Genomic DNA, 20210 nt, shown 5'->3' with positions numbered 1-20210 from the left:
ATCTATACTCCTTCTTCTCTTGTCGTTGCGTAATCCGCATACTGTCTGCCGATTGCGCTCTTCAAATACGCTTCCTTGGAATCGAAAAACTCTGGTTTATCACTCACATGCAGCACCTTGTTCGCATATTGTGCGGCTGCCTGTGTATCGTGCGATACCATAATGATCGTGATACCTTCCCGGTTCAGCTTCTGGATCAGCTCATACATCTCGGCTGTCACACGTGGATCCAATCCCGCTACCGGCTCATCAAGCAACAGGAGCTTCGAGGTTGCACAGAGTGCCCGCGCAAGCAACACGCGCTGCTGCTGTCCACCGGACAGATCGCGGTAGCATTTCTTCATGAATGGTTCAATCTCCAGCCGTTTCATGTTCTTCTGTGCGATTTTCCGCTCCTCTTTGTTATAGAATGGACGCATGCCACGTTTCGACAAGAACCCTGACAAAACGATTTCCTGCACGGATGCAGGAAAATCGCGTTGTGTCACAGTCTGCTGTGGCAGATATCCAATTTCATTTGCTTTCAAATCTTCGCCTCTGACAAGCATTCCCTGCATAGGACTTTTCAGTCCCAGAATCGCTTTCATCAGAGTACTTTTTCCGGAACCGTTTTCTCCAAGGATGCAGAGATAATCTCCTTGTTCGAGACGGAAATTCAGATGTTCAACCACTGGTTTTCCTTCGTATCCAAGGGATACATCTTCACATGATAGAACCATCGCGGTTCCTCCTTTCTAATTCTCCTTAATTAGTTGAAATATACAAGTTCTTCTTCGGCTGGTTTGGCCGGTTCGATCTTCGTGGCACGGATCACAGGTCCTTCGCCCTCAAACTCCGGATAAAATTCTTTGTCAATGGTTCCCGTAACTGTTACCCACTGTCTGTCCTTCAGATGCTTTGCCAGATCGGAATAGCACTTAAATCCGATAAATGCGACATCTTCGGCACAGCAGGTCATCGCAAATCTACCTGGTACGAATTCGTTTGCCTTGTAGCTTTTCGGCTTGTGTACCATCGCCTTAAATGTGATCTGCTTTCCGACGTATTTGTCCGGATTGTCGCAGGCATCAATATAGAAGATACCATAATCTTCATCCTCGAGTGTGATACTTGGCTTGTCGATCTCATATGGCAGATCTAACTCCTCATCACCGACATCGGCTGCGCCATCCTTGTTCTCGAAGATCACCTGCGCACGACGATTTACCGCACGAATGCTCCGGCGGTACTCCGCACGCTTTGTATTCTCATCGCATCGGTTGAAGATGATCATATCTGCGCTCGATAACTGTTCCATCATCATCGCTTTCATATTTGCTACATATACATCAAAGGTGGATGCATCGACAAATGTGATTACCTGTACGATTGTCCAGCCCTTTGGCACGCGGATGGAAAACAGCTTATCCATCTTCCATGTACCGTTATACTCGATCATCACACGGGTCGGCTTATACTTATCCTGCAGGTCAAGCAGATATTCGGTATTTAAGTTGGATTCCTCCAGATATTCCACGAAGATATTCTGACTCTTCAGATACTCCTCATCGTACTCCTCGATTCCCTCTTCGCAGACAAGCAGAAGGGTCGGTTCGCCTTCTGTAAATCCACGGTCAATCAGAGTTTCGTTCGCAAAGGTTGTCTTTCCGCTTTCCAGAAAGCCCATAAACATATATACCGGAATCTCTTCTACTTCCTTTGTTGGTCCCATACTCTATTTCCTTTCTTCTCTATCCTTTACGCAAAGTGCCGGGATTATGCAACCCCGAACAACTCTGCCAGCTTATCTTCCTTCAGATTGCTTCCGATGACACAAAGCTTACCTGTGTAATCAGCTGTGCCCTTACGGATCTCATATTCGCCCGGTGTCAGGTCGAAGTGAATCCACTCGCCGTCCGTATTTGGAACAATACCCTTGGCACGCAGGATGATACCATATTCGTCTGCGTTGTCAGCCAGTGTCTTCAGGATCTGTTCCATATCGGCATCTGCAAACTTCTTAGCAGTCTCCTTGCCCCAGCTTGTAAATACCTCATCTGCATGATGATCATGATGGTGGTCATGGTCGTGGCAGCCACATGTACATCCAGGTCCATGCTCGTGATGGTCGTGATCATGATGATGCTCGTGTTCCTCATGCTCGTGATCATGATGATGTTCATGCTCCTCATGCTCGTGATCATGATGATGTTCATGCTCCTCATGGTCATGATCGTGATCGTGGTGATGATGCTCTTCCTCATGCTTTCTTGCAATCTCAACTGCCTCTTTGATCAGCTTATCGAGCGTATTTGCATGTTCCATCGCATCCAAGATTACCTTACCGTCGATGTCATCCCAAGGTGTTGTGATAATGGCTGCATCCTTGTTATGCTCACGCAGCATAGCAACTGTATCGTTTACCTTCTTCTCCGGTACATTCTGTGTACGGGAAAGTACAATCGTTCCAGCACTTTCTACCTGGTTGTTGAAGAACTCACCGAAGTTCTTCATATACATCTTGCACTTTGCCACATCAACAACGGTTGTTGCACTGTTGATTACAACATCCGCATCCTGCTTTGCATCTTCAACTGCCTTCATAACATCTGACAGCTTACCAACACCGGATGGCTCGATGATTACACGATCTGGTGCATAATCCACGATTACCTTCTTCAATGCTGTACCAAAATCTCCAACAAGGGAACAGCAGATACAACCGGAATTCATCTCTGTGACTTCCACACCTGCATCCTTCATGAAACCGCCATCAATACCGATCTCACCAAATTCATTCTCGATCAATACAAGCTTCTCACCCTGATATGCCTCGGCAATCAGTTTCTTAATCAATGTTGTCTTGCCTGCACCTAAAAATCCTGAAAGAATATCAATCTTTGTCATCTCTATTGCCTCCTAAAAATTATTTCTATTTTTGTCAACTTTATATAATAGCACATTTCTATTATTTTTTCCATATGCTATACATCCTTATTCTTCAAAGTCACTTCCATCTGGTCAAACGGAATCTCGATTCCCTGCGCATCAAATGCATATTTGATTGCTTCCTGTATCTCCCATTTTGCCTTCCAGTAGTTCTCTGTCGCAACCATACAGCGGACACCCATCTTGATGCTGCTGTCCCCGAAGGAATCCACGAACACATCGACTTCCTTCGTCTTATCATAATACTGGTTCTCCGTCACAACCTGATACAGCGTATCCTTCACCTTTTTCAGATCAGAATCATACGCAACGCCGATTGAGATATCCAGTTTTCTTATTCCTGCTGCTGTCACATTGACAAGCGAATGGGATGTAATGTTTCCGTTCGGAATCACAATGATCCGGTTATCGTATGTCTGCAGCTTCGTGTAGAAAATGTCGATCGACACGACCGTACCTTCACACTGCTTGTCGTTCTCAATGATATAATCCCCGACACGGAACGGCTTGAGTATCAGGATCAGCACACCGCCTGCGAAGTTTGCCAGACTACCCTGTAGCGCAAGACCGATTGCTAAACTGGCAGTACCAAGAATCGTAACTAACGATGTCACCTGAAATCCGACAATAGATGCAGCCGTGATAAATACGATAGCATAAAAAGTGAATTTAATCAGCGATAACAGAAAAGATGCAACACTTTCCTCCATGTTTGATTTCTTGAAGGATTTGCGTATCATCTTCACGATCAGCTTCGACAGCTTCATGCCGATATACATACATATAATTGCAAGTACTAACTGAAACCCTTTATTTAACGCCCAGTCTCCAAGCTTGCTCAGATACTCTTCGATCTTGGACGATTCAATGTCTTTGATGTCTTCCAATCAAGTCCCTCCTTTTTATGTTCATATAAGTAAATATTCATTTATCCATAAAACTTCACAGGCTGCCCTTCTCACGAAGGACAGCCCGTTTCATCTTAATTATTTGCCAATTTTCTTCTTGAATACGCTGATAGAAAGTGGTGGTACTGTAACGGAGATATAATGTTCCTGTCCGTCACACTCTGCTTTCTTCGCCTGTTTCACTGTCTTGTTATTTCTGCCCTCGCCACCATAACGGTTGTTATCGCTGGAGAAAATCTCCTGCCATCTTCCGCCGGATGGAGTAGCAAGCTTGTATGCTTTGTGTTCCATCGGTGTGAAGTTACAGATGATCAAAAGCGTATCGCTCTCCTTCTTACCTTTTCTAACATAAGAAAGAAGGCTTGTATTTGCACTATTACAGTTGATCCATGTGAATCCTTCCGGTGAAGAATCAAGCTCATACAATGCAGGTTCCGTCTTGTAAAGTTCATTCAACTCTTTAACGTACCCCTGCATAAATACATGTGCATCAAACTCGAACAGTGACCAGTCTACTTCCGCATTCTCGTTGAATTCCGTAAACTGCGCAATCTCCTGTCCCATGAACAAAAGCTTCTTGCCCGGATGCGTCATCATATACCCATATGCCACACGCAGATTCGAGAATTTGTCTTCGTATCCGCCCGGCATCTTCGCAATCATAGATCCTTTCTCATGAACAACCTCGTCATGGGAAAGTACGAGAATAAATTTCTCGCTGTATGCATATACCATACTGAACGTCAGATCGTTGTGATGATATTTGCGGTACAACGGATCAAGCTTCATATAGTTCAGGAAATCATTCATCCATCCCATATTCCACTTGTAATCAAATCCAAGTCCGCCAGCCTCAACCGGATGCGTCATCATCGGCCATGCGGTTGACTCCTCCGCAATCATGATAACTCCCTTGTGCAGTTCATGCATCTTGCTGTTTAATTCCTTAATGAAATCAATCGCTTCGAGATTCTCATTGCCACCATAGATGTTCGGCAGCCACTCACCATCGCCACGTCCATAATCCAGATACAACATGGATGCGACCGCGTCAATCCGGATACCATCAATATGATATTTCTCCGCCCAGTAAAGAGCATTCGCAACTAAGAAATTCCGGACTTCATTGCGTCCGTAATTGTATATATATGTCCCCCAGTGTGGATGTTCCCCACGCTTAGGGTCCTCATGCTCATAAAGTGCTGTGCCATCAAATCTGCCAAGTCCATGCTCATCCTTCGGAAAATGTGCCGGAACCCAGTCTAAGATCACGCCGATTCCCTTGCTATGCAGATAATCAACAAAATACATAAAATCTGCCGGTGAACCATAACGGGAGGTCGGTGCATAATATCCGGTTACCTGATAGCCCCAGGACGGATCATACGGATGCTCCATGATTGGCATCAACTCGACATAATTATAATTCATCATCAACAGATAATCCGCAAGCAGGCTTGCGATATCGCGATAATTGTAGAACTCTCTGCCATCCGTTGGACGCTTCCAGGAACCAAGATGCATCTCATAGATTGCCATTGGCTGTTCGTCGGTATTCTTATTTTCCCGCTTCTCCATCCACGCGGCATCCTTCCATTTATAGGAAATATCCACGATGCGGGATGCATTTGCCGGACGCACCTCACTGCTGAATGCATACGGATCACTCTTCATGAATACCTGTCCGGACTTTGCTTTAATCTCATACTTGTAGATCTCTCCAACCAGCTTACCCGGGATAAACAACTCATAAATACCGGAATAATCCAACTTCCGCATCGGATGCCGTCTGCCATCCCAGTTATTGAAATTACCAACCACCGATACTCGGTCTGCATTCGGTGCCCATACAGCAAACAGTACACCTTCCACACCATCCACGGTCATTGGATGTGCACCCATCTTCTCATAGATGCTATAATGTTTTCCCTCATTGAACAAACTGATATCAATCGGATCAATTACCGGTTCGAACACGTACGGATCAAAATATGTCACTTCGTCACCATTGTCAAACCGGACGTTCAATTTATATTCAAATGGTTTCTTATCTTTTATAACCACAGAGAAAAAACCCGGCACACGCTCCGATACAAGCGTGTACTTCTTCTTCGTGGATGCCTCAATGGCATTCACAACCTTTGCCCCCGGCAGATATGCATTGATATACAGATCATCGATACACTCATGCATACCAAGAATATGATGCGGGTTGTTATGAATACCCTGGACCAAAGCATCGACTTCCATCCAGTTTATAGCAAAAACTGCTTTTCTTTTGGACATGTCAAATGTGTCTCCTCTCTACAATTTATGAATGAAGATTCCACTTCTTAGCTTTGGTTCAAACCAGGTTGACTTCGGTGGCATCAACCGTTTTGCATCAGCAACCGCAAAAAGCTCCTCAATTGATGTCGGATACATCGAAAATGCAAGCTTCATATCACTGTTTGCACGTCGTTCCAACTCCGCAAGACCGCGGATTCCTCCGATAAAATCGATTCTTTTATCGGTTCTCGGATTTTCAATTCCAAGAATCGGTGCAAGGAGATGATCCTGTAAAATTGAAACATCAAGTCCATCCACCGGATCTTCAGATAGTATATGTGATTTTGCACGCAACTTATACCAGATACCATCCAGATACATGCCAAAGGCTGCCTTTTCTTCCGGCTGATATGCTTCCGTAACCGCTTCTACTTCGAAATCTGCCTTGACCGCATCTATAAATGCATCCGCAGTATACCCATTCAAATCATGTACAACACGATTGTATGGCAGGATTTTCAGCTGATCATGCGGAAACAGAACCGACAGGAAATAATTGTATTCTTCCTCTCCGGTATGGTTCGGATTTGCATTTCTGCGTTTGATTCCAACTTTGACCGCTGACGCTGCACGATGGTGTCCATCTGCAATGTAGATCTGTGACATCTCAGAAAATACATGCTCAATTGCCGCAATATCCGCTGCATCTGTTACCAGCCATACGCGATGTGTAATTCCATCCTCTGAGACAAAATCGTTCTCTGCAGGACGCGCCTTAATCTTCGTTACAATTGCATCAATCGCAGCCTGTGCCCGGTACGCAAGAAAGATCGGACCTGTCTGTGCATCACATGTATCCACATGTGTAATACGGTCAATCTCTTTATCTTCCCGTGTATTCTCATGCTTCATGATGACACCGGACTCATAATCCTCAATGGATGCACATGCCACAATTCCGGTCTGGGATCTTCCATCCATCACAATCTCATACAGATAATACATCGGGACTTTATCTTCCACATAGTCACCGCGCCCGATCATATCGTCCAACAGTTCCTTTGCCTTTTCATACACACATGGTGCATAGGTATCCACGCTGTCATCAAACGCGGTCTCTGCCCGGTCAATACGGAGGAAGGAAAGCGGTTTTCCTTCTACTTCTTTTTTGGCTTCTTCCCGGTTATATACATCATATGGCAACGCTGCCACTTCACTGACAATTTCTCTTCTCGGTCTATACGCTTTAAATGGTTTAATGATTGCCATGTATCTTCTCCTCTAATTATCAGCTCTGTCTATTCTGACAGCTTATCCACGAATTGCCTTTACCGCCGCATCGATGGACTTCTTATACTCTTCCTCGGAAGAATTGTTGAATACAAACAACTCCGGAATATTGTCCGGCTGCTTGAAATTCTGTGTTGCAATATACTCATCCCAATGTGCAAGCTTCCATGCATCACGGTCAGATGCACGCTTGATCATACGCTCGTGGCATACTTCAACATCTGTATGTACCCATACTACAAATAATTCTGCATCCTTTTCCTTTAATTTTGCACGCAGATTGTCAAGATATTCGTTATCACGGATCTCTTCTGTGAACGGGGCATTGATCAAAACTGTGTCGTTGTACTCCAATGCTTCAAATGCAAAATCAAGGACTGCATAATACTCATAATCACGAATCTCTCTCTGGAAGAAATCAGATGAACGATTGTACTCTTCGCCAGCCACCTTGAAAATCTGCTTGGACAATACAATCAGGGTATCCTTGTCCAGATATACGCAGTTTGGAAGTGCTTTTGCAAGCTTACGGGAAATAAATGTCTTGCCACAGGCTGGTGGTGAAGTTACTAAAATCAATTTCTTCATGGTTGGTGCCTCCTATATATGTACATAAAAATTCTCTATATGTTCTACCTCTGTATGCAACGCATACAACAAGAACCTAATTATTTCAATTTTACCACAAAAGAAAAGAACAAACAAGCTTTTCCATTCTGTTTCGTCATGAAAAATGTCTGTTTGTCCTTTTTCTTAATTTTATTTACCTGCTACGCAATCGCGCAAATTACTTCTTTGTAATGTAACCCTGTGCTTTGAGAAGCTCTGCACATAATACAGCACCACCGGCAGCACCACGAACGGTATTATGAGAAAGTCCAACGAACTTCCAGTCATAGACAGAATCCTCACGGATACGTCCAACAGAGATACCCATGCCGTTCTCATAATCTACATCCAGAGTAACCTGTGGACGATTATCCTCTTCCATATAACGGATGAACTGCTTTGGAGCGCTTGGAAGTTCAAGCTCCTGTGGAACACCCTTGTAAGACTCCAGCTTCTCGATGAGCTGTTCCTTCGTCGGGTTCTTCTTGAACTTAACGAATACGGCAGCTGTATGTCCGTTCAATACAGGCACGCGAATACACTGGCATGTGATAACCGGGCTTGTCGCCGGAACGATCTCACCCTTCTCCTCATCGATATGTCCCCAGATACGGAGTGGCTCTTTTTCGGATTTTTCTTCCTCACCACCGATAAATGGGATGATATTGCCAACCATTTCCGGCCAGTCCTTGAATGTCTTTCCTGCTCCGGAGATTGCCTGATAGGTTGTTGCAACAACCTCGTATGGTTCAAATTCTTTCCATGCTGTAAGCACCGGTGCGTAAGACTGGATCGAGCAGTTTGGCTTTACAGCTACAAATCCTCTTGTTGTTCCAAGGCGCTTCTTCTGGAACTCGATGACCTTCATATGCTCCGGGTTGATCTCCGGAACTACCATCGGTACGTCCGGTGTCCAGCGGTGTGCACTGTTGTTTGAAACAACCGGTGTCTCTGTCTTTGCGTATGCATCCTCGATTGCCTTAATCTCGTCCTTCGACATATCAACGGCACTGAATACAAAATCAACGGTAGAAGCAACCTCTTCTACTTCGTTTACATTGTGTACGATCAGCTTCTTAACAGCTTCCGGCATCGGTGTATCCATCTTCCAACGGTCACCAACTGCCTCCTCATATGTCTTGCCTGCACTACGTGGGCTGGCTGCGACTGTCACAACCTCAAACCATGGATGGTTCTCAAGAAGTGCAATAAATCTCTGTCCAACCATACCGGTTGCACCAAGAATACCTACCTTTAACTTATCACTCATTTTATTATCCTCCAACTCCTGTTTACTGAATTACACGTACTTTCAATACGCCATCGATACTTGAAATAGACTTTACAGTATCTTCATCTGCCTTCTCAGAAATATCAAATACCGAGTAAGCATAATCACCCTTTGACTTGCTTACCATGTCAGATACATTGATGCCCTTGGAAGCAAATGCACCAGTAAACTGCGTGATCATATTCGGAATATTCTTGTGACATACACAAACTCTTGCTGCTTCCGAACACTTGCCGGCATCGCAGGCCGGATAGTTTACGGAATTTTTGATATTACCATTCTCGATAAAATCAACGATTTCTTTCACTGCCATCACTGCACAGTTATCCTCAGATTCCTCTGTGGATGCGCCAAGATGTGGCAATGTGATTACGTTATCAACTCCGGCAATCTTTGCATTTGGGAAATCTGTTACATACTTAGCAACCTTTCCGCTTGCAAGTGCCTCGATCATATCATCATCATTTACAAGAATATCTCTTGCAAAGTTCAGGATCTTCACGCCATCCTTCATCATGGCAAATGCATCCTTATTGATCATGCCTTTCGTAGAATCAAGCGCCGGTACATGTACAGTAATGTAATCACACTCTTTATAAATATCTTCTACATTCTTGATGTGTTTTACATGGCTGGAAAGTCTCCATGCTGCATCGACAGACACATATGGATCATAACCATATACTTCCATGCCAAGACGGAAACCGATGTTCGCTACCTTGGCGCCGATTGCACCAAGACCGATGACGCCGAGCTTCTTACCCATGATCTCGCAGCCGGCATAGTGTTTTTTCTGCTTCTCAACTGTCTTTGCGATATTCTCGTCTGATGCATTCTCCTTTACCCAGTTATAACCACCCATCAGGTCTCTGGATGCGAGCAAAAGTCCTGCAATGACAAGTTCCTTTACACCGTTTGCATTGGCGCCCGGTGTATTAAATACTACGATTCCTTTCTCTGCACACTTGTCAAGTGGGATGTTGTTGACACCCGCACCGGCACGTGCGATTGCAAGCAGATTATCGGAAAGCTCTAAGTCATGCATAGCTGCACTTCTGACAAGTACCGCGTCTGCTGCTGCAAAATCGTCTACTACTTCATATGTATCATTGAACAAATCCATACCGCAGGCTGCGATCGGATTCAAGCAATTAATCTTAGCCATTTTCTTCTCTCCCTTATTATGAGTTCTTCTCCTCGAAGTCCTTCATGAATGCAACTAACTTCTCAACACCCTCGATTGGCATTGCGTTGTAGATACTTGCACGCATACCACCGACCGTTCTGTGTCCCTTCAGGTTTACAAAGCCTGCGGCTGTTGCTTCCTTTACGAACTTGGCATCGAGTTCCTCGTTGCCTGTTACGAACGGAACATTCATCAGGGAACGGTCTTCCTTTACGACTGTTCCGTGGAACATCTTAGAAGAATCTAAGAAGTCATACAGGATAGCTGCCTTCTTCTCATTATGGATCTTCATTGCGGAAAGTCCGCCCATTTCCTTTACCCACTTGAACACCAGACCACAGATGTAAATGCCGTAGCATGGAGGTGTGTTGTACAAGCTGTCATTGTCTGCCTGTGTCTTGTACTTCAGCATTGTCGGGCAGTAAGTCGGAACATCGTCACGGATCAGATCCTCACGGATGATTACAACAACGACACCGGCTGGTCCTACGTTCTTCTGTACACCGAAGTAGATCAGACCGTAATCAGATACATTGACTGGCTGTGACAGAATATCGGAAGACATATCAGCTACAAGGATCTTGCCCTTTGTGTTCGGAAGCTTCTTGTAAGTAGTTCCGTAAATTGTATTGTTATGGCAGATATACACATAATCTGCATCCTCGGAGATCGGAAGATCAGAGCAATCTGGAATATAGCTGAAGGTCTTGTCAGCCGATGATGCAACGACATTTACCTTTCCGTACTTCTTTGCTTCTTCGCATGCCTTCTTTGCCCACTGACCGGTAATGATATAGTCAGCAACACCATTTTTCATCAGGTTCATCGGGATTGCAGCAAACTGCTGTGATGCACCGCCCTGCAGGAACAGCACCTTGTAATTGTCCGGAATATCCATCAGATCGCGAAGGTCTTTTTCTGCTTCTTTGATGATGTTATCGTACACTTTCGAGCGATGACTCATCTCCATTACGCTCATGCCGGAACCTTTGTAATCCAGCATCTCATCTGCTGCCTGCTTCAACACTACTTCCGGTAATACGGAAGGACCTGCTGAAAAGTTAAATACTCTTGCCATTTTTCCTCTTCCTCCTACTTATTATCTAAATCCTGCTGGTCAAAACAGGTTTCCAAAGCTGCTCCTGCAGCAACCATTGGCCATACCTTATCATCCTTACCGATGATACAATCAATCACAACCGGCTTATTTAACTCGATTGCCTGCTTCATGGCATCCTCAAACTCCTGAAGATTTGTAGCTCTGAAACCGGTCGCTCCAAGTGCATCCGCTACCTTCACGAAGTCAACCGAATCATCTAAGATTGTATTCGAATAACGCTTATCGTAGAACAATGTCTGCCACTGACGCACCATACCAAGCACATGGTTGTTGATTACAACCTGGATGATCGGCACATTATAACGGCTTGCCGTAGCGATCTCGTTCATATTCATACGGAAACATCCGTCTCCCGCAATGTTGATTGCCACACGGTCCGGACGTCCGTACTTGGCACCGATACAGGCACCAACGCCGTAGCCCATTGTTCCGAGTCCGCCGGATGTAAGAAGCTGTCTAGGCTCTTTGAATTTATAATACTGGGCTGCCCACATCTGATGCTGTCCTACATCCGTTGTGATTGTTGCATTGCCCTCTGTCAGCTCATAGATCTTGTTGATGATCGCCGGTCCCGAGAATTCATTCATATCTGCATGATCCGGATACTGTTCTTTGAGTGCATCAATCTGTGCTCTCCACTCCGGTTTCTTAGACGCCTTGATTCTGGTAGAGATCATCTTCAGTATTTCTTTGGCATCACCGACAACACTTGCATCAACTTCCACATTCTTATTGATTTCTGCAGCATCAATATCAATATGTAAAAGCTTTGCCTGATTTGCAAACTTACTTGCATTACCGGTTACACGGTCTGAGAATCTCGCACCAACGACAATCACAAGGTCTGCCTGATTGATACCAAAGTTTGAAACCTTGGTTCCATGCATACCGATCATTCCCGTGTAACGGTCATCCGTTCCCGGAAATGCACCCTTACCCATCAATGTATCACAGACAACTGCATCAATTTTCTCTGCAAATTTTTTCAGTTCCTTGGACGCATCTGCCGCAACAACACCACCACCGACAAGAATCATCGGTTTCTTCGAGTTCTCGATCATCTTAATCGCTGTGTCGATATCCTCTGCACGGATTGTCTTTGTCACGCGCTCGATTGGCTCCGGTGCCTTCGGCTCATAGTCTGCAACATTTGCAGTTACATCCTTTGTAATATCGACAAGAACCGGTCCCGGTCTGCCTGACTGTGCGATTTTAAATGCACGGCGGATTGTATCTGCCAGTTCATGTACATTCTTTACAATAAAGCTATGCTTCGTGATCGGCATAACTACACCTGCAATATCAATCTCCTGAAAGCTGTCCTTTCCAAGAAGAGAAACACCTACGTTTGCAGTGATTGCAACAAGTGGAATTGAATCCATATATGCGGTTGCAATACCGGTTACAAGATTTGTTGCACCCGGACCGGAAGTTGCCATACATACGCCAACCTTACCGGTAGCTCTTGCATATCCATCTGCTGCATGGCTTGCGCCCTGCTCATGGGATGTCAGGACATGGTGAATCTCATCCTGATGCTTATACAATGCATCATAGACATTCAGGATCGTTCCTCCCGGATATCCAAATACTGTGTCAACGCCCTGTTCTTTCAGACATTCAATCACTATTTCTGATCCAGTTAATTGTTTCATAAACTTCTCCTTATCTACATACAACTTGATTTATCCTTTTTCTTCCTGTCAGATAACCAATATCTGATAGGATAGCACATTGTTTTGAATTATTCAATATATTTTACTTCAACTCCAAAACCGCACCGCGGTTACCGGATGTTACCATCTTTGCATATCTTGCCAGATATCCGGTTGTTACCTTTGGTTCTCTTGGTGTCCATGCTTCTTTCCGCTTTGCAAGCTCCTCATCGGAAACCTTCACATTGATCGTACATGCATCAATATCAATACTGATGATATCACCCTCTTCAATCAAAGCGATCGGGCCTCCAACAGCTGCCTCCGGTGAGATATGTCCGATAGAAGCACCACGGCTTGCACCTGAGAAACGGCCATCTGTAATCAGTGCTACCGAAGAGCCAAGCCCCATACCTGCGATTGCAGATGTCGGATTCAGCATCTCCCGCATACCAGGTCCGCCCTTTGGACCCTCGTAACGGATAACGACAACGTCGCCTTCCACGATCTTGCCACCCTTGATAGCCGCAATTGCATCCTCCTCACATTCAAACACACGTGCCGGTCCTTCATGCTGCAGCATCTCCGGAACAACCGCAGACCGCTTGACGACAGAGCCGTCCGGTGCGATATTTCCCTTCAATACGGCAAGTCCGCCGGTTGAGCTGTATGGATTTGCCATCGGACGGATAACTTCCGGATTCAGGTTCTTATGTCCCTTTACTGCCTCTCCGATTGTCTTGCCGGTTACTGTCATACAATCTTCATTGATCAGTCCTGCCTCACAGAGCTGGTTGATAACCGCATACACGCCGCCAGCCTCGTTTAAGTCTTCCATATATGTCGGGCCTGCCGGTGCTAAGTGACAAAGGTTTGGTGTTCTTGCGCTGACTTCATTTGCCATAGCAATATCAAAATCAAATCCAATCTCATGTGCGATCGCTGGGATATGAAGCATAGAGTTTGTAGAACATCCAAGTGCCATATCCACAGTCAATGCATTCATGATTGCATCCTTTGTGATGATGTCTCTTGGGCAGATGTTCTTCTTGTACATCTCCATAACTGCATAACCGGCACGCTTTGCAAGCTTCAGTCTCTCGGAATATACTGCCGGGATTGTTCCGTTTCCAGGAAGTCCCATACCAAGTGCCTCTGTCAGACAGTTCATAGAGTTTGCAGTGTACATACCAGAGCATGATCCACAGGTTGGACATGCATGGCACTCGAAATCATTGACATCCTCTTCTGTCATCTTGCCTGCTGCATAAGAACCAACTGCCTCGAACATAGATGAAAGGCTTGTCTTATGTCCCTTTACATGACCGGCAAGCATCGGACCACCGGATACGAATACGGTTGGTACGTTGACTCTGGCTGCTGCCATCAGAAGTCCCGGTACGTTCTTATCGCAGTTCGGGATCATAACAAGTGCATCAAACTGATGTGCAGTTGCCATACACTCGGTTGAATCTGCGATCAGGTCTCTTGTTACAAGGGAATACTTCATTCCGATATGTCCCATCGCGATACCATCGCAGACAGCGATTGCAGGGAACATCACAGGTGTTCCGCCTGCTTCTGCTACGCCAAGCTTAACAGCCTGTGCGATCTTATCCAGGTTCATATGTCCAGGTACGATCTCGTTGTAAGAACATACGATACCGACCAATGGTTTCTTCATTTCTTCTTCTGTCATTCCAAGGGCGTTGAACAGGCTTCTGTGTGGTGCCTGCTGCATGCCTACTTTAACATTATCACTCTTCATTTTTGTCTTCCTTTCTCTTCAATTTGTTCAGACAATTTCGAGATTTGCATACCTGCAACATATATTTTGATTCCATTCATCTTATATACAATGTATTGAAACTAAGAAGTGCTAGATGTTCTGATCTACATTGTTTCATAATACGCAACCGCCGTCAATTCGCCATCCATGGCTCAGTGACGGCTTGTTTGAACATCGTGTTCAAACATTGCTTCTTTTACTACAGAACATCAAGAACTTCTAAGTTCCAAACATATCGTATATATCCATGAATGAAATTCAAAATATATGTTTTACATCCATCTCACTACCTCGAAATTGTCTGGCAAAGTATTATCTCTTAATTAACTACTAATTCTTCCTTAACTACTTAGATTCTTTCTACAATCTTGTCGCCCATCTCGTTACAGCCGACAAGGGTTGTGCCTTCGGACACGATATCGCATGTACGGAAACCATCTACCAGTACCTGCTTGACTGCGTTCTCGATCGCATCTGCCTCTTTGTCGAGGTCGAATGTATAACGGAGCATCATCGCTGCGGAAAGAATCGTTGCGATTGGATTTGCCTTGTCCTGTCCGGCAATATCCGGTGCTGAACCACCGCTTGGCTCGTACATACCGAACTTAGTCTCGTTCAGGGATGCGGATGCCAGCATACCGATGGACCCTGTGATCATAGATGCCTCATCGGACAAGATATCACCAAACATATTCTCTGTTAATACGACATCGAACTGTGCCGGATCTTTGACGAGCTGCATTGCACAGTTATCAACAAGCATATGCTCATATGTGACTTCCGGATAATTCTTTGCAACCTCTTCTACAATTTTTCTCCAGAGTCTTGAGGAATCAAGCACGTTTGCCTTATCGACACTTGTTACCTTCTTGCGGCGCTTCATCGCGATATCAAAGCCCTTGATTGCGATACGGCGGATCTCATTTTCGTTGTAAGTCAGTGTATCAACGGCTGTCATTACGCCATCGACTTCCTTTGTCTCTCTCGCACCGAAGTAAAGACCACCTGTCAGCTCACGCATGATCATCATATCGAAACCACGGTCTGCAATCTCTTCCTTTAAAGGACATGCACCCTTTAACTGCTCATAAAGATTGGCTGGTCTTAAGTTTGCAAAAAGTCCCAACTCCTTGCGGATCTTCAGAAGTCCGGCTTCCGGTCTCTTCTCTGGTGGAAGCTTGTACCAAGGTGATGTGCTTGTGTTACCGCCGATGGAACCAAGCAATACTGCATCGCTTGCCTTTGCTCTTGCGACTGCTTCGTCAGTAAGTGGAACGCCACATGCGTCGATCGAGCATCCGCCCATCAGAAGTTGCTCATAATTAAATGTATGTCCAAACTTTTCTCCGACTGCATCTAACACCTTCATTGCCTGTGTGACAACCTCCGGTCCGATACCGTCACCCTTGATTACTGCAATATTACAATTCATGATTCATCCTCCAAATAATAATTTATCCTGTCTGTTTCTTACCGGTCGAACAAATGCTTTCTCTTCTTAAAGTATACAATGTTACAGATCAGCATCACGATAGAAACAGCCATTGTTCCATAGGTGGAGCTTGCGATATACTCTGTAAGACCATCCACGATGCTTGTAACACTCGCAATATATGCGATTGATATAATCAAACCTGCTACCTGCATGCCAATATACATTGCAGGGCCGCACTTCTTGAAATCCGCAAGCATAAATCGTGTGACAAGTGCGAAAATGGCAATCGCGATGTAGCAGATACCAATAATCGTATCCACACCCTTCAAGCCAGAAAAATAACTATATACCCGATCAGTGTTCTCACCATAAATTCTGCCTGTAAGAAGCTGGAATCCATTCCACAATCCAACAAGAGCGGAAACAAACAGCTGGAAATAAATTACGAAATGAAACCATTTCATTCCAAGCTCTTTCTGTGGCTGCTGTGGTGCCTGATTGTACATACCCTGCTGGTTATACATGTTCTGCTGTGGTGCCTGATTGTACATTCCCTGCTGGTTATACATGTTCTGCTGTGGTGTCTGATTGTTTGCCTGTGCGCCTGCACCGGTATAAGCTCCACAGACTGGACAGGTCAACTGTCCGTCCGAAATCTGATTGCCACAATTATTACAAACTCCCATATATTTTATCCTCCCAGATGAAATTAGTTTTCTTTTGCATTGATATAGTTGATCAAACCGCCCTCTTTGATGATTTTCTGCATGAATGGAGGGAATGCCTGTCCCTTGAACTCGGTTCCTTTTGTCTTGTTGTAGATCATACCACTGTCAAAATCAACCTCTACCATATCGCCTGCCTCGATTCCCTTGGCAGCTTCCGGACACTCGATAATTGGAAGTCCGATGTTAATTGCGTTACGATAGAAAATTCTTGCAAATGTCTCAGCGATTACGCAGCTGATACCAGATGCCTTGATTGCAATTGGTGCATGCTCTCTCGATGAGCCGCATCCAAAGTTCTTATTTGCAACCATGATATCGCCCGGCTTCACACGCTTTACGAAGTCCTTGTCAATATCCTCCATACAGTTCTTTGCAAGCTCCGCAGGATCTGAGGAATTCAGATATCTTGCAGGAATGATTACATCTGTATCTACATTGTCACCATATTTATGTACTGTTCCGTATGCTTTCATTTTTGTTCCTCCTTATGCCAATTCTGCCGGGCTGCTGATCTTACCTGTAATCGCGGAAGCTGCTGCAACTGCAGGGCTTGCCAGATATACCTCTGAATCTACGTGTCCCATACGTCCAACGAAGTTACGGTTGGTTGTGGATACAGCTCTCTCGCCAGCTGCCATAACACCCATATGTCCGCCCAGACATGGTCCACAGGTTGGAGTTGATACGATCGCACCTGCCTCGATAAATGCCTTTGTCAGACCTTCCTCGAGCATCTGTAAATAAACCTCCTGTGTGCCAGGGATCACGATGACACGCACACCCTTTGCCACATGTCTGCCCTTGATGATATCGGCTGCAATACGCATATCAGAGATTCTTCCGTTTGTGCAGGAACCGATGACTACCTGATCGATCTTGATATCGCCAACTTCGTCGATGGTCTTTGTATTCTCTGGAAGATGTGGGAATGCAACGGTTGGCTTCAAGGTTGAAAGATCAATCGTATATTCCTCATCATAGACTGCATCAGCGTCTGCCTCGTACTTTGTATATGCCTTTGTCGAATGCTCCTTCATGTAAGCTTCTGTCTGCTCATCCACTGGGAAGATACCATTCTTTGCACCTGCCTCGATTGCCATGTTCGCAATTGTGAAACGGTCGTCCATTGTCAGGTTCTTGATACCCTCACCAACAAACTCCATAGACTTATAGAGTGCACCATCTACACCGATCATACCAATGATATGAAGGATTACATCCTTACCACTGATATATGGTGCTTTCTCGCCTACGATATTAAACTTGATTGCAGATGGCACCTTGAACCATGCCTTACCTGTCACCATACCGGCTGCCATATCTGTACTTCCGACACCTGTGGAGAATGCACCAAGGGCACCGTAAGTACATGTATGTGAATCGGCTCCGATACATGTCTCGCCTGCAACGATCAGTCCTTTTTCCGGAAGCAATGCATGCTCGATTCCCATCTCTCCGACATCAAAGAAGTTCACGATCTCATTCTCGCCTGAGAACTCACGTACACATTTGCAATGCTCTGCACTCTTAATATCTTTATTCGGTGTAAAGTGATCCATAACAAGTGCAATCTTGCTCTTATCAAACACTTCCTTCTTATTAAACTTTTCCATCTCGTGAATGGCAACTGGTGTTGTGACATCGTTACCAAGCACTAAATCCAAACCTGCCTCAATCAACTGTCCTGCTTCCACACTTGCAAGACCTGCATGTTTCGCAAGTATTTTCTGCGTCATGGTCATACCCATAATCATTTCCTCCTGATTCTGCTTATAATAGTAGAATCATACCATATTTCTTTCTATAATTACAATATATAATATGAATATTGTTTATAACTTGTAGTTATGGTTTGGATATGATATATTTAATCAAACTACTATTTATAGGATAATAAGAATATAATTTTGAAACGTGAATTGCTATATAAGGAAACGAGGGGATATTATGTTTGATAATCTGAATTATTACAGAGTTTTTTATACGGTTGCCAATACCGGAAATATCAGCAAAGCCGCCGATATGCTGTTTATCAGCCAGCCTGCGATCTCAAAGGCGATCTCCAAGCTTGAAGACGGACTGCATGTGAAGCTCTTTCTGCGCTCTTCCAAGGGTGTGACGCTGACTGATGAGGGACAGGTTCTATACAACCATATCGAGAAAGCATTCTCAAATATCTCACAAGGTGAGGATGAAATCCGGCATATCCACGAGCTTGGTATCGGACAATTAAAGATCGGTGTCAGCACCTCGCTTTGCAAGCACATCTTACTGGACAAGCTGCAGACCTTCATCTTGGAAAATCCACACATCAAGGTTATCATCGACTGTCATTCCACAGTAAACACACTGAAGCTTCTAAATGACGGACGTATTGATATCGGACTAATCTGCAAGACGGATATTCCTGCCGGTTTTGAATATCAGGATGTCAGCACGATTCATGACATCTTCGTCGTAAATGAAACGTATCTCTCCAACCTGCTCCTGCGGGAACAGGAAGAGTTTGCACAGGAACCGACAAACCCGTGGCTCTTCGCCGGAAATCTGACCGGTATCATGGGAAATCTGGATGAGGACGTTCCCGCTTTATCTCCGATAGCTCCTGTGTCTGCGGCAGATAAATCGGGTCTTGCCACGAAAGATATTTTGGAGAAATCCAATCTCATGTTGCTGGAGAAGAATAATATCACCCGTACACATATCGATGATTATCTGGAGTCCGAAGGCATCCATCCACAGCAGATCCTCGAAGTAAATAATATGGATCTACTCATTGATTTTGCAGCTATCGGTATGGGTGTTGCCAGTGTCGTACGGGAGTTTGCGACGGACTATCTGGCTTCCGGGCAGATCTTAGAGCTTCCGATCTCCCACCCGGTTGCGGAGCGTACTGTCGGGTTCGTGTACCCGAAGAGCCGGGAGAAGTCAGAGGTGTTAAGGAAGTTTCTGGGGATGTGGGGATAAACTGAGCAGCGCTACTTGTGATTACCTGAGCAATCA

The 20210-nt window shown here is 44.9% G+C and carries 17 protein-coding genes; 1 reads left to right on the top strand and 16 read right to left on the bottom strand.

The window, feature by feature from the left end; all coding sequences use genetic code 11:
- Window positions 1-2 precede the first annotated feature (2 nt).
- The 16 genes from H9Q76_RS05645 to leuC form a co-directional block, all read right to left on the bottom strand.
- A complete protein-coding gene (locus H9Q76_RS05645; protein ID WP_021984325.1) occupies window positions 3-719 on the bottom strand; it encodes a metal ABC transporter ATP-binding protein in 717 nt (238 codons plus the stop codon).
- Between the two features lie 29 nt (window positions 720-748).
- Window positions 749-1711 (bottom strand): TIGR03943 family putative permease subunit, encoded by a 963-nt coding sequence (locus tag H9Q76_RS05640; RefSeq protein WP_021984324.1) that lies wholly within the window; start codon window positions 1709-1711, stop codon window positions 749-751.
- 44 nt (window positions 1712-1755) lie between these two features.
- Complete coding sequence (locus H9Q76_RS05635) at window positions 1756-2886, bottom strand: CobW family GTP-binding protein (RefSeq protein ID WP_118545077.1); 1131 nt, start codon at window positions 2884-2886, stop codon at window positions 1756-1758.
- Window positions 2887-2963: 77 nt separating this feature from the next.
- Window positions 2964-3815 (bottom strand): mechanosensitive ion channel family protein, encoded by an 852-nt coding sequence (locus tag H9Q76_RS05630; protein ID WP_021984321.1) that lies wholly within the window; start codon window positions 3813-3815, stop codon window positions 2964-2966.
- A 99-nt stretch (window positions 3816-3914) separates the two neighbouring features.
- Window positions 3915-6122, bottom strand: coding sequence for a 1,4-alpha-glucan branching protein GlgB (gene glgB / locus H9Q76_RS05625; protein WP_249321809.1), 2208 nt, complete (start codon window positions 6120-6122; stop codon window positions 3915-3917).
- 18 nt (window positions 6123-6140) lie between these two features.
- Window positions 6141-7373, bottom strand: coding sequence for a DUF1015 domain-containing protein (locus H9Q76_RS05620; RefSeq protein WP_117780697.1), 1233 nt, complete (start codon window positions 7371-7373; stop codon window positions 6141-6143).
- Window positions 7374-7415: 42 nt separating this feature from the next.
- The gene (locus H9Q76_RS05615; protein ID WP_021984318.1) at window positions 7416-7982 is read right to left on the bottom strand and encodes an AAA family ATPase; all 567 of its coding nucleotides are present in this window, start codon (window positions 7980-7982) and stop codon (window positions 7416-7418) included.
- A 199-nt stretch (window positions 7983-8181) separates the two neighbouring features.
- The gene (asd, locus tag H9Q76_RS05610) at window positions 8182-9273 is read right to left on the bottom strand and encodes an aspartate-semialdehyde dehydrogenase (protein ID WP_117780698.1); all 1092 of its coding nucleotides are present in this window, start codon (window positions 9271-9273) and stop codon (window positions 8182-8184) included.
- 22 nt (window positions 9274-9295) lie between these two features.
- Window positions 9296-10459, bottom strand: coding sequence for a phosphoglycerate dehydrogenase (locus H9Q76_RS05605; RefSeq protein WP_117780699.1), 1164 nt, complete (start codon window positions 10457-10459; stop codon window positions 9296-9298).
- A gap of 16 nt (window positions 10460-10475) precedes the next feature.
- Window positions 10476-11558, bottom strand: coding sequence for a 3-phosphoserine/phosphohydroxythreonine transaminase (serC, locus tag H9Q76_RS05600; protein WP_021984315.1), 1083 nt, complete (start codon window positions 11556-11558; stop codon window positions 10476-10478).
- Between the two features lie 14 nt (window positions 11559-11572).
- Window positions 11573-13255 (bottom strand): biosynthetic-type acetolactate synthase large subunit, encoded by a 1683-nt coding sequence (ilvB, locus tag H9Q76_RS05595; protein WP_118373647.1) that lies wholly within the window; start codon window positions 13253-13255, stop codon window positions 11573-11575.
- Between the two features lie 103 nt (window positions 13256-13358).
- Complete coding sequence (gene ilvD / locus H9Q76_RS05590; RefSeq protein WP_021984313.1) at window positions 13359-15023, bottom strand: dihydroxy-acid dehydratase; 1665 nt, start codon at window positions 15021-15023, stop codon at window positions 13359-13361.
- A 370-nt stretch (window positions 15024-15393) separates the two neighbouring features.
- The gene (leuB, locus tag H9Q76_RS05585; RefSeq protein ID WP_118545078.1) at window positions 15394-16476 is read right to left on the bottom strand and encodes a 3-isopropylmalate dehydrogenase; all 1083 of its coding nucleotides are present in this window, start codon (window positions 16474-16476) and stop codon (window positions 15394-15396) included.
- Window positions 16477-16514: 38 nt separating this feature from the next.
- Window positions 16515-17165 (bottom strand): zinc ribbon domain-containing protein, encoded by a 651-nt coding sequence (locus H9Q76_RS05580; protein ID WP_118545079.1) that lies wholly within the window; start codon window positions 17163-17165, stop codon window positions 16515-16517.
- Between the two features lie 23 nt (window positions 17166-17188).
- Entirely contained in the window at window positions 17189-17680 is a 492-nt protein-coding gene (gene leuD, locus H9Q76_RS05575) for a 3-isopropylmalate dehydratase small subunit (protein WP_021984310.1), read from the bottom strand.
- 12 nt (window positions 17681-17692) lie between these two features.
- Window positions 17693-18955: a 3-isopropylmalate dehydratase large subunit gene (leuC, locus tag H9Q76_RS05570; protein WP_118545080.1), complete on the bottom strand. Its 1263-nt coding sequence runs from the start codon at window positions 18953-18955 to the stop codon at window positions 17693-17695.
- A gap of 199 nt (window positions 18956-19154) precedes the next feature.
- Here leuC and H9Q76_RS05565 point away from each other — a divergent pair, with 199 nt between their 5' ends.
- Entirely contained in the window at window positions 19155-20174 is a 1020-nt protein-coding gene (locus H9Q76_RS05565; protein WP_249321808.1) for a LysR family transcriptional regulator, read from the top strand.
- Window positions 20175-20210: the final 36 nt, after the last annotated feature.

Origin of the sequence: Wujia chipingensis (genome assembly GCF_014337155.1) — a bacterium.
Classification (GTDB): Bacteria; Bacillota; Clostridia; order Lachnospirales; family Lachnospiraceae; genus Coprococcus_C; species Coprococcus_C hominis.
This window is presented reverse-complemented; position numbering and strand designations above follow the sequence as displayed.

Coding starts and splice junctions, on each gene's coding strand:
- ilvD (WP_021984313.1), bottom strand. CDS start 15,023: ATGAAGAGTGATAATGTTAAAGTAGGCATGCAGCAGGCACCACACAGA.
- glgB (WP_249321809.1), bottom strand. CDS start 6,122: ATGTCCAAAAGAAAAGCAGTTTTTGCTATAAACTGGATGGAAGTCGAT.
- leuC (WP_118545080.1), bottom strand. CDS start 18,955: ATGGGTATGACCATGACGCAGAAAATACTTGCGAAACATGCAGGTCTT.
- leuD (WP_021984310.1), bottom strand. CDS start 17,680: ATGAAAGCATACGGAACAGTACATAAATATGGTGACAATGTAGATACA.
- ilvB (WP_118373647.1), bottom strand. CDS start 13,255: ATGAAACAATTAACTGGATCAGAAATAGTGATTGAATGTCTGAAAGAA.
- leuB (WP_118545078.1), bottom strand. CDS start 16,476: ATGAATTGTAATATTGCAGTAATCAAGGGTGACGGTATCGGACCGGAG.
- H9Q76_RS05635 (WP_118545077.1), bottom strand. CDS start 2,886: ATGACAAAGATTGATATTCTTTCAGGATTTTTAGGTGCAGGCAAGACA.
- serC (WP_021984315.1), bottom strand. CDS start 11,558: ATGGCAAGAGTATTTAACTTTTCAGCAGGTCCTTCCGTATTACCGGAA.
- H9Q76_RS05580 (WP_118545079.1), bottom strand. CDS start 17,165: ATGGGAGTTTGTAATAATTGTGGCAATCAGATTTCGGACGGACAGTTG.
- H9Q76_RS05620 (WP_117780697.1), bottom strand. CDS start 7,373: ATGGCAATCATTAAACCATTTAAAGCGTATAGACCGAGAAGAGAAATT.
- H9Q76_RS05645 (WP_021984325.1), bottom strand. CDS start 719: ATGGTTCTATCATGTGAAGATGTATCCCTTGGATACGAAGGAAAACCA.
- asd (WP_117780698.1), bottom strand. CDS start 9,273: ATGAGTGATAAGTTAAAGGTAGGTATTCTTGGTGCAACCGGTATGGTT.
- H9Q76_RS05605 (WP_117780699.1), bottom strand. CDS start 10,459: ATGGCTAAGATTAATTGCTTGAATCCGATCGCAGCCTGCGGTATGGAT.
- H9Q76_RS05640 (WP_021984324.1), bottom strand. CDS start 1,711: ATGGGACCAACAAAGGAAGTAGAAGAGATTCCGGTATATATGTTTATG.
- H9Q76_RS05615 (WP_021984318.1), bottom strand. CDS start 7,982: ATGAAGAAATTGATTTTAGTAACTTCACCACCAGCCTGTGGCAAGACA.
- H9Q76_RS05565 (WP_249321808.1), top strand. CDS start 19,155: ATGTTTGATAATCTGAATTATTACAGAGTTTTTTATACGGTTGCCAAT.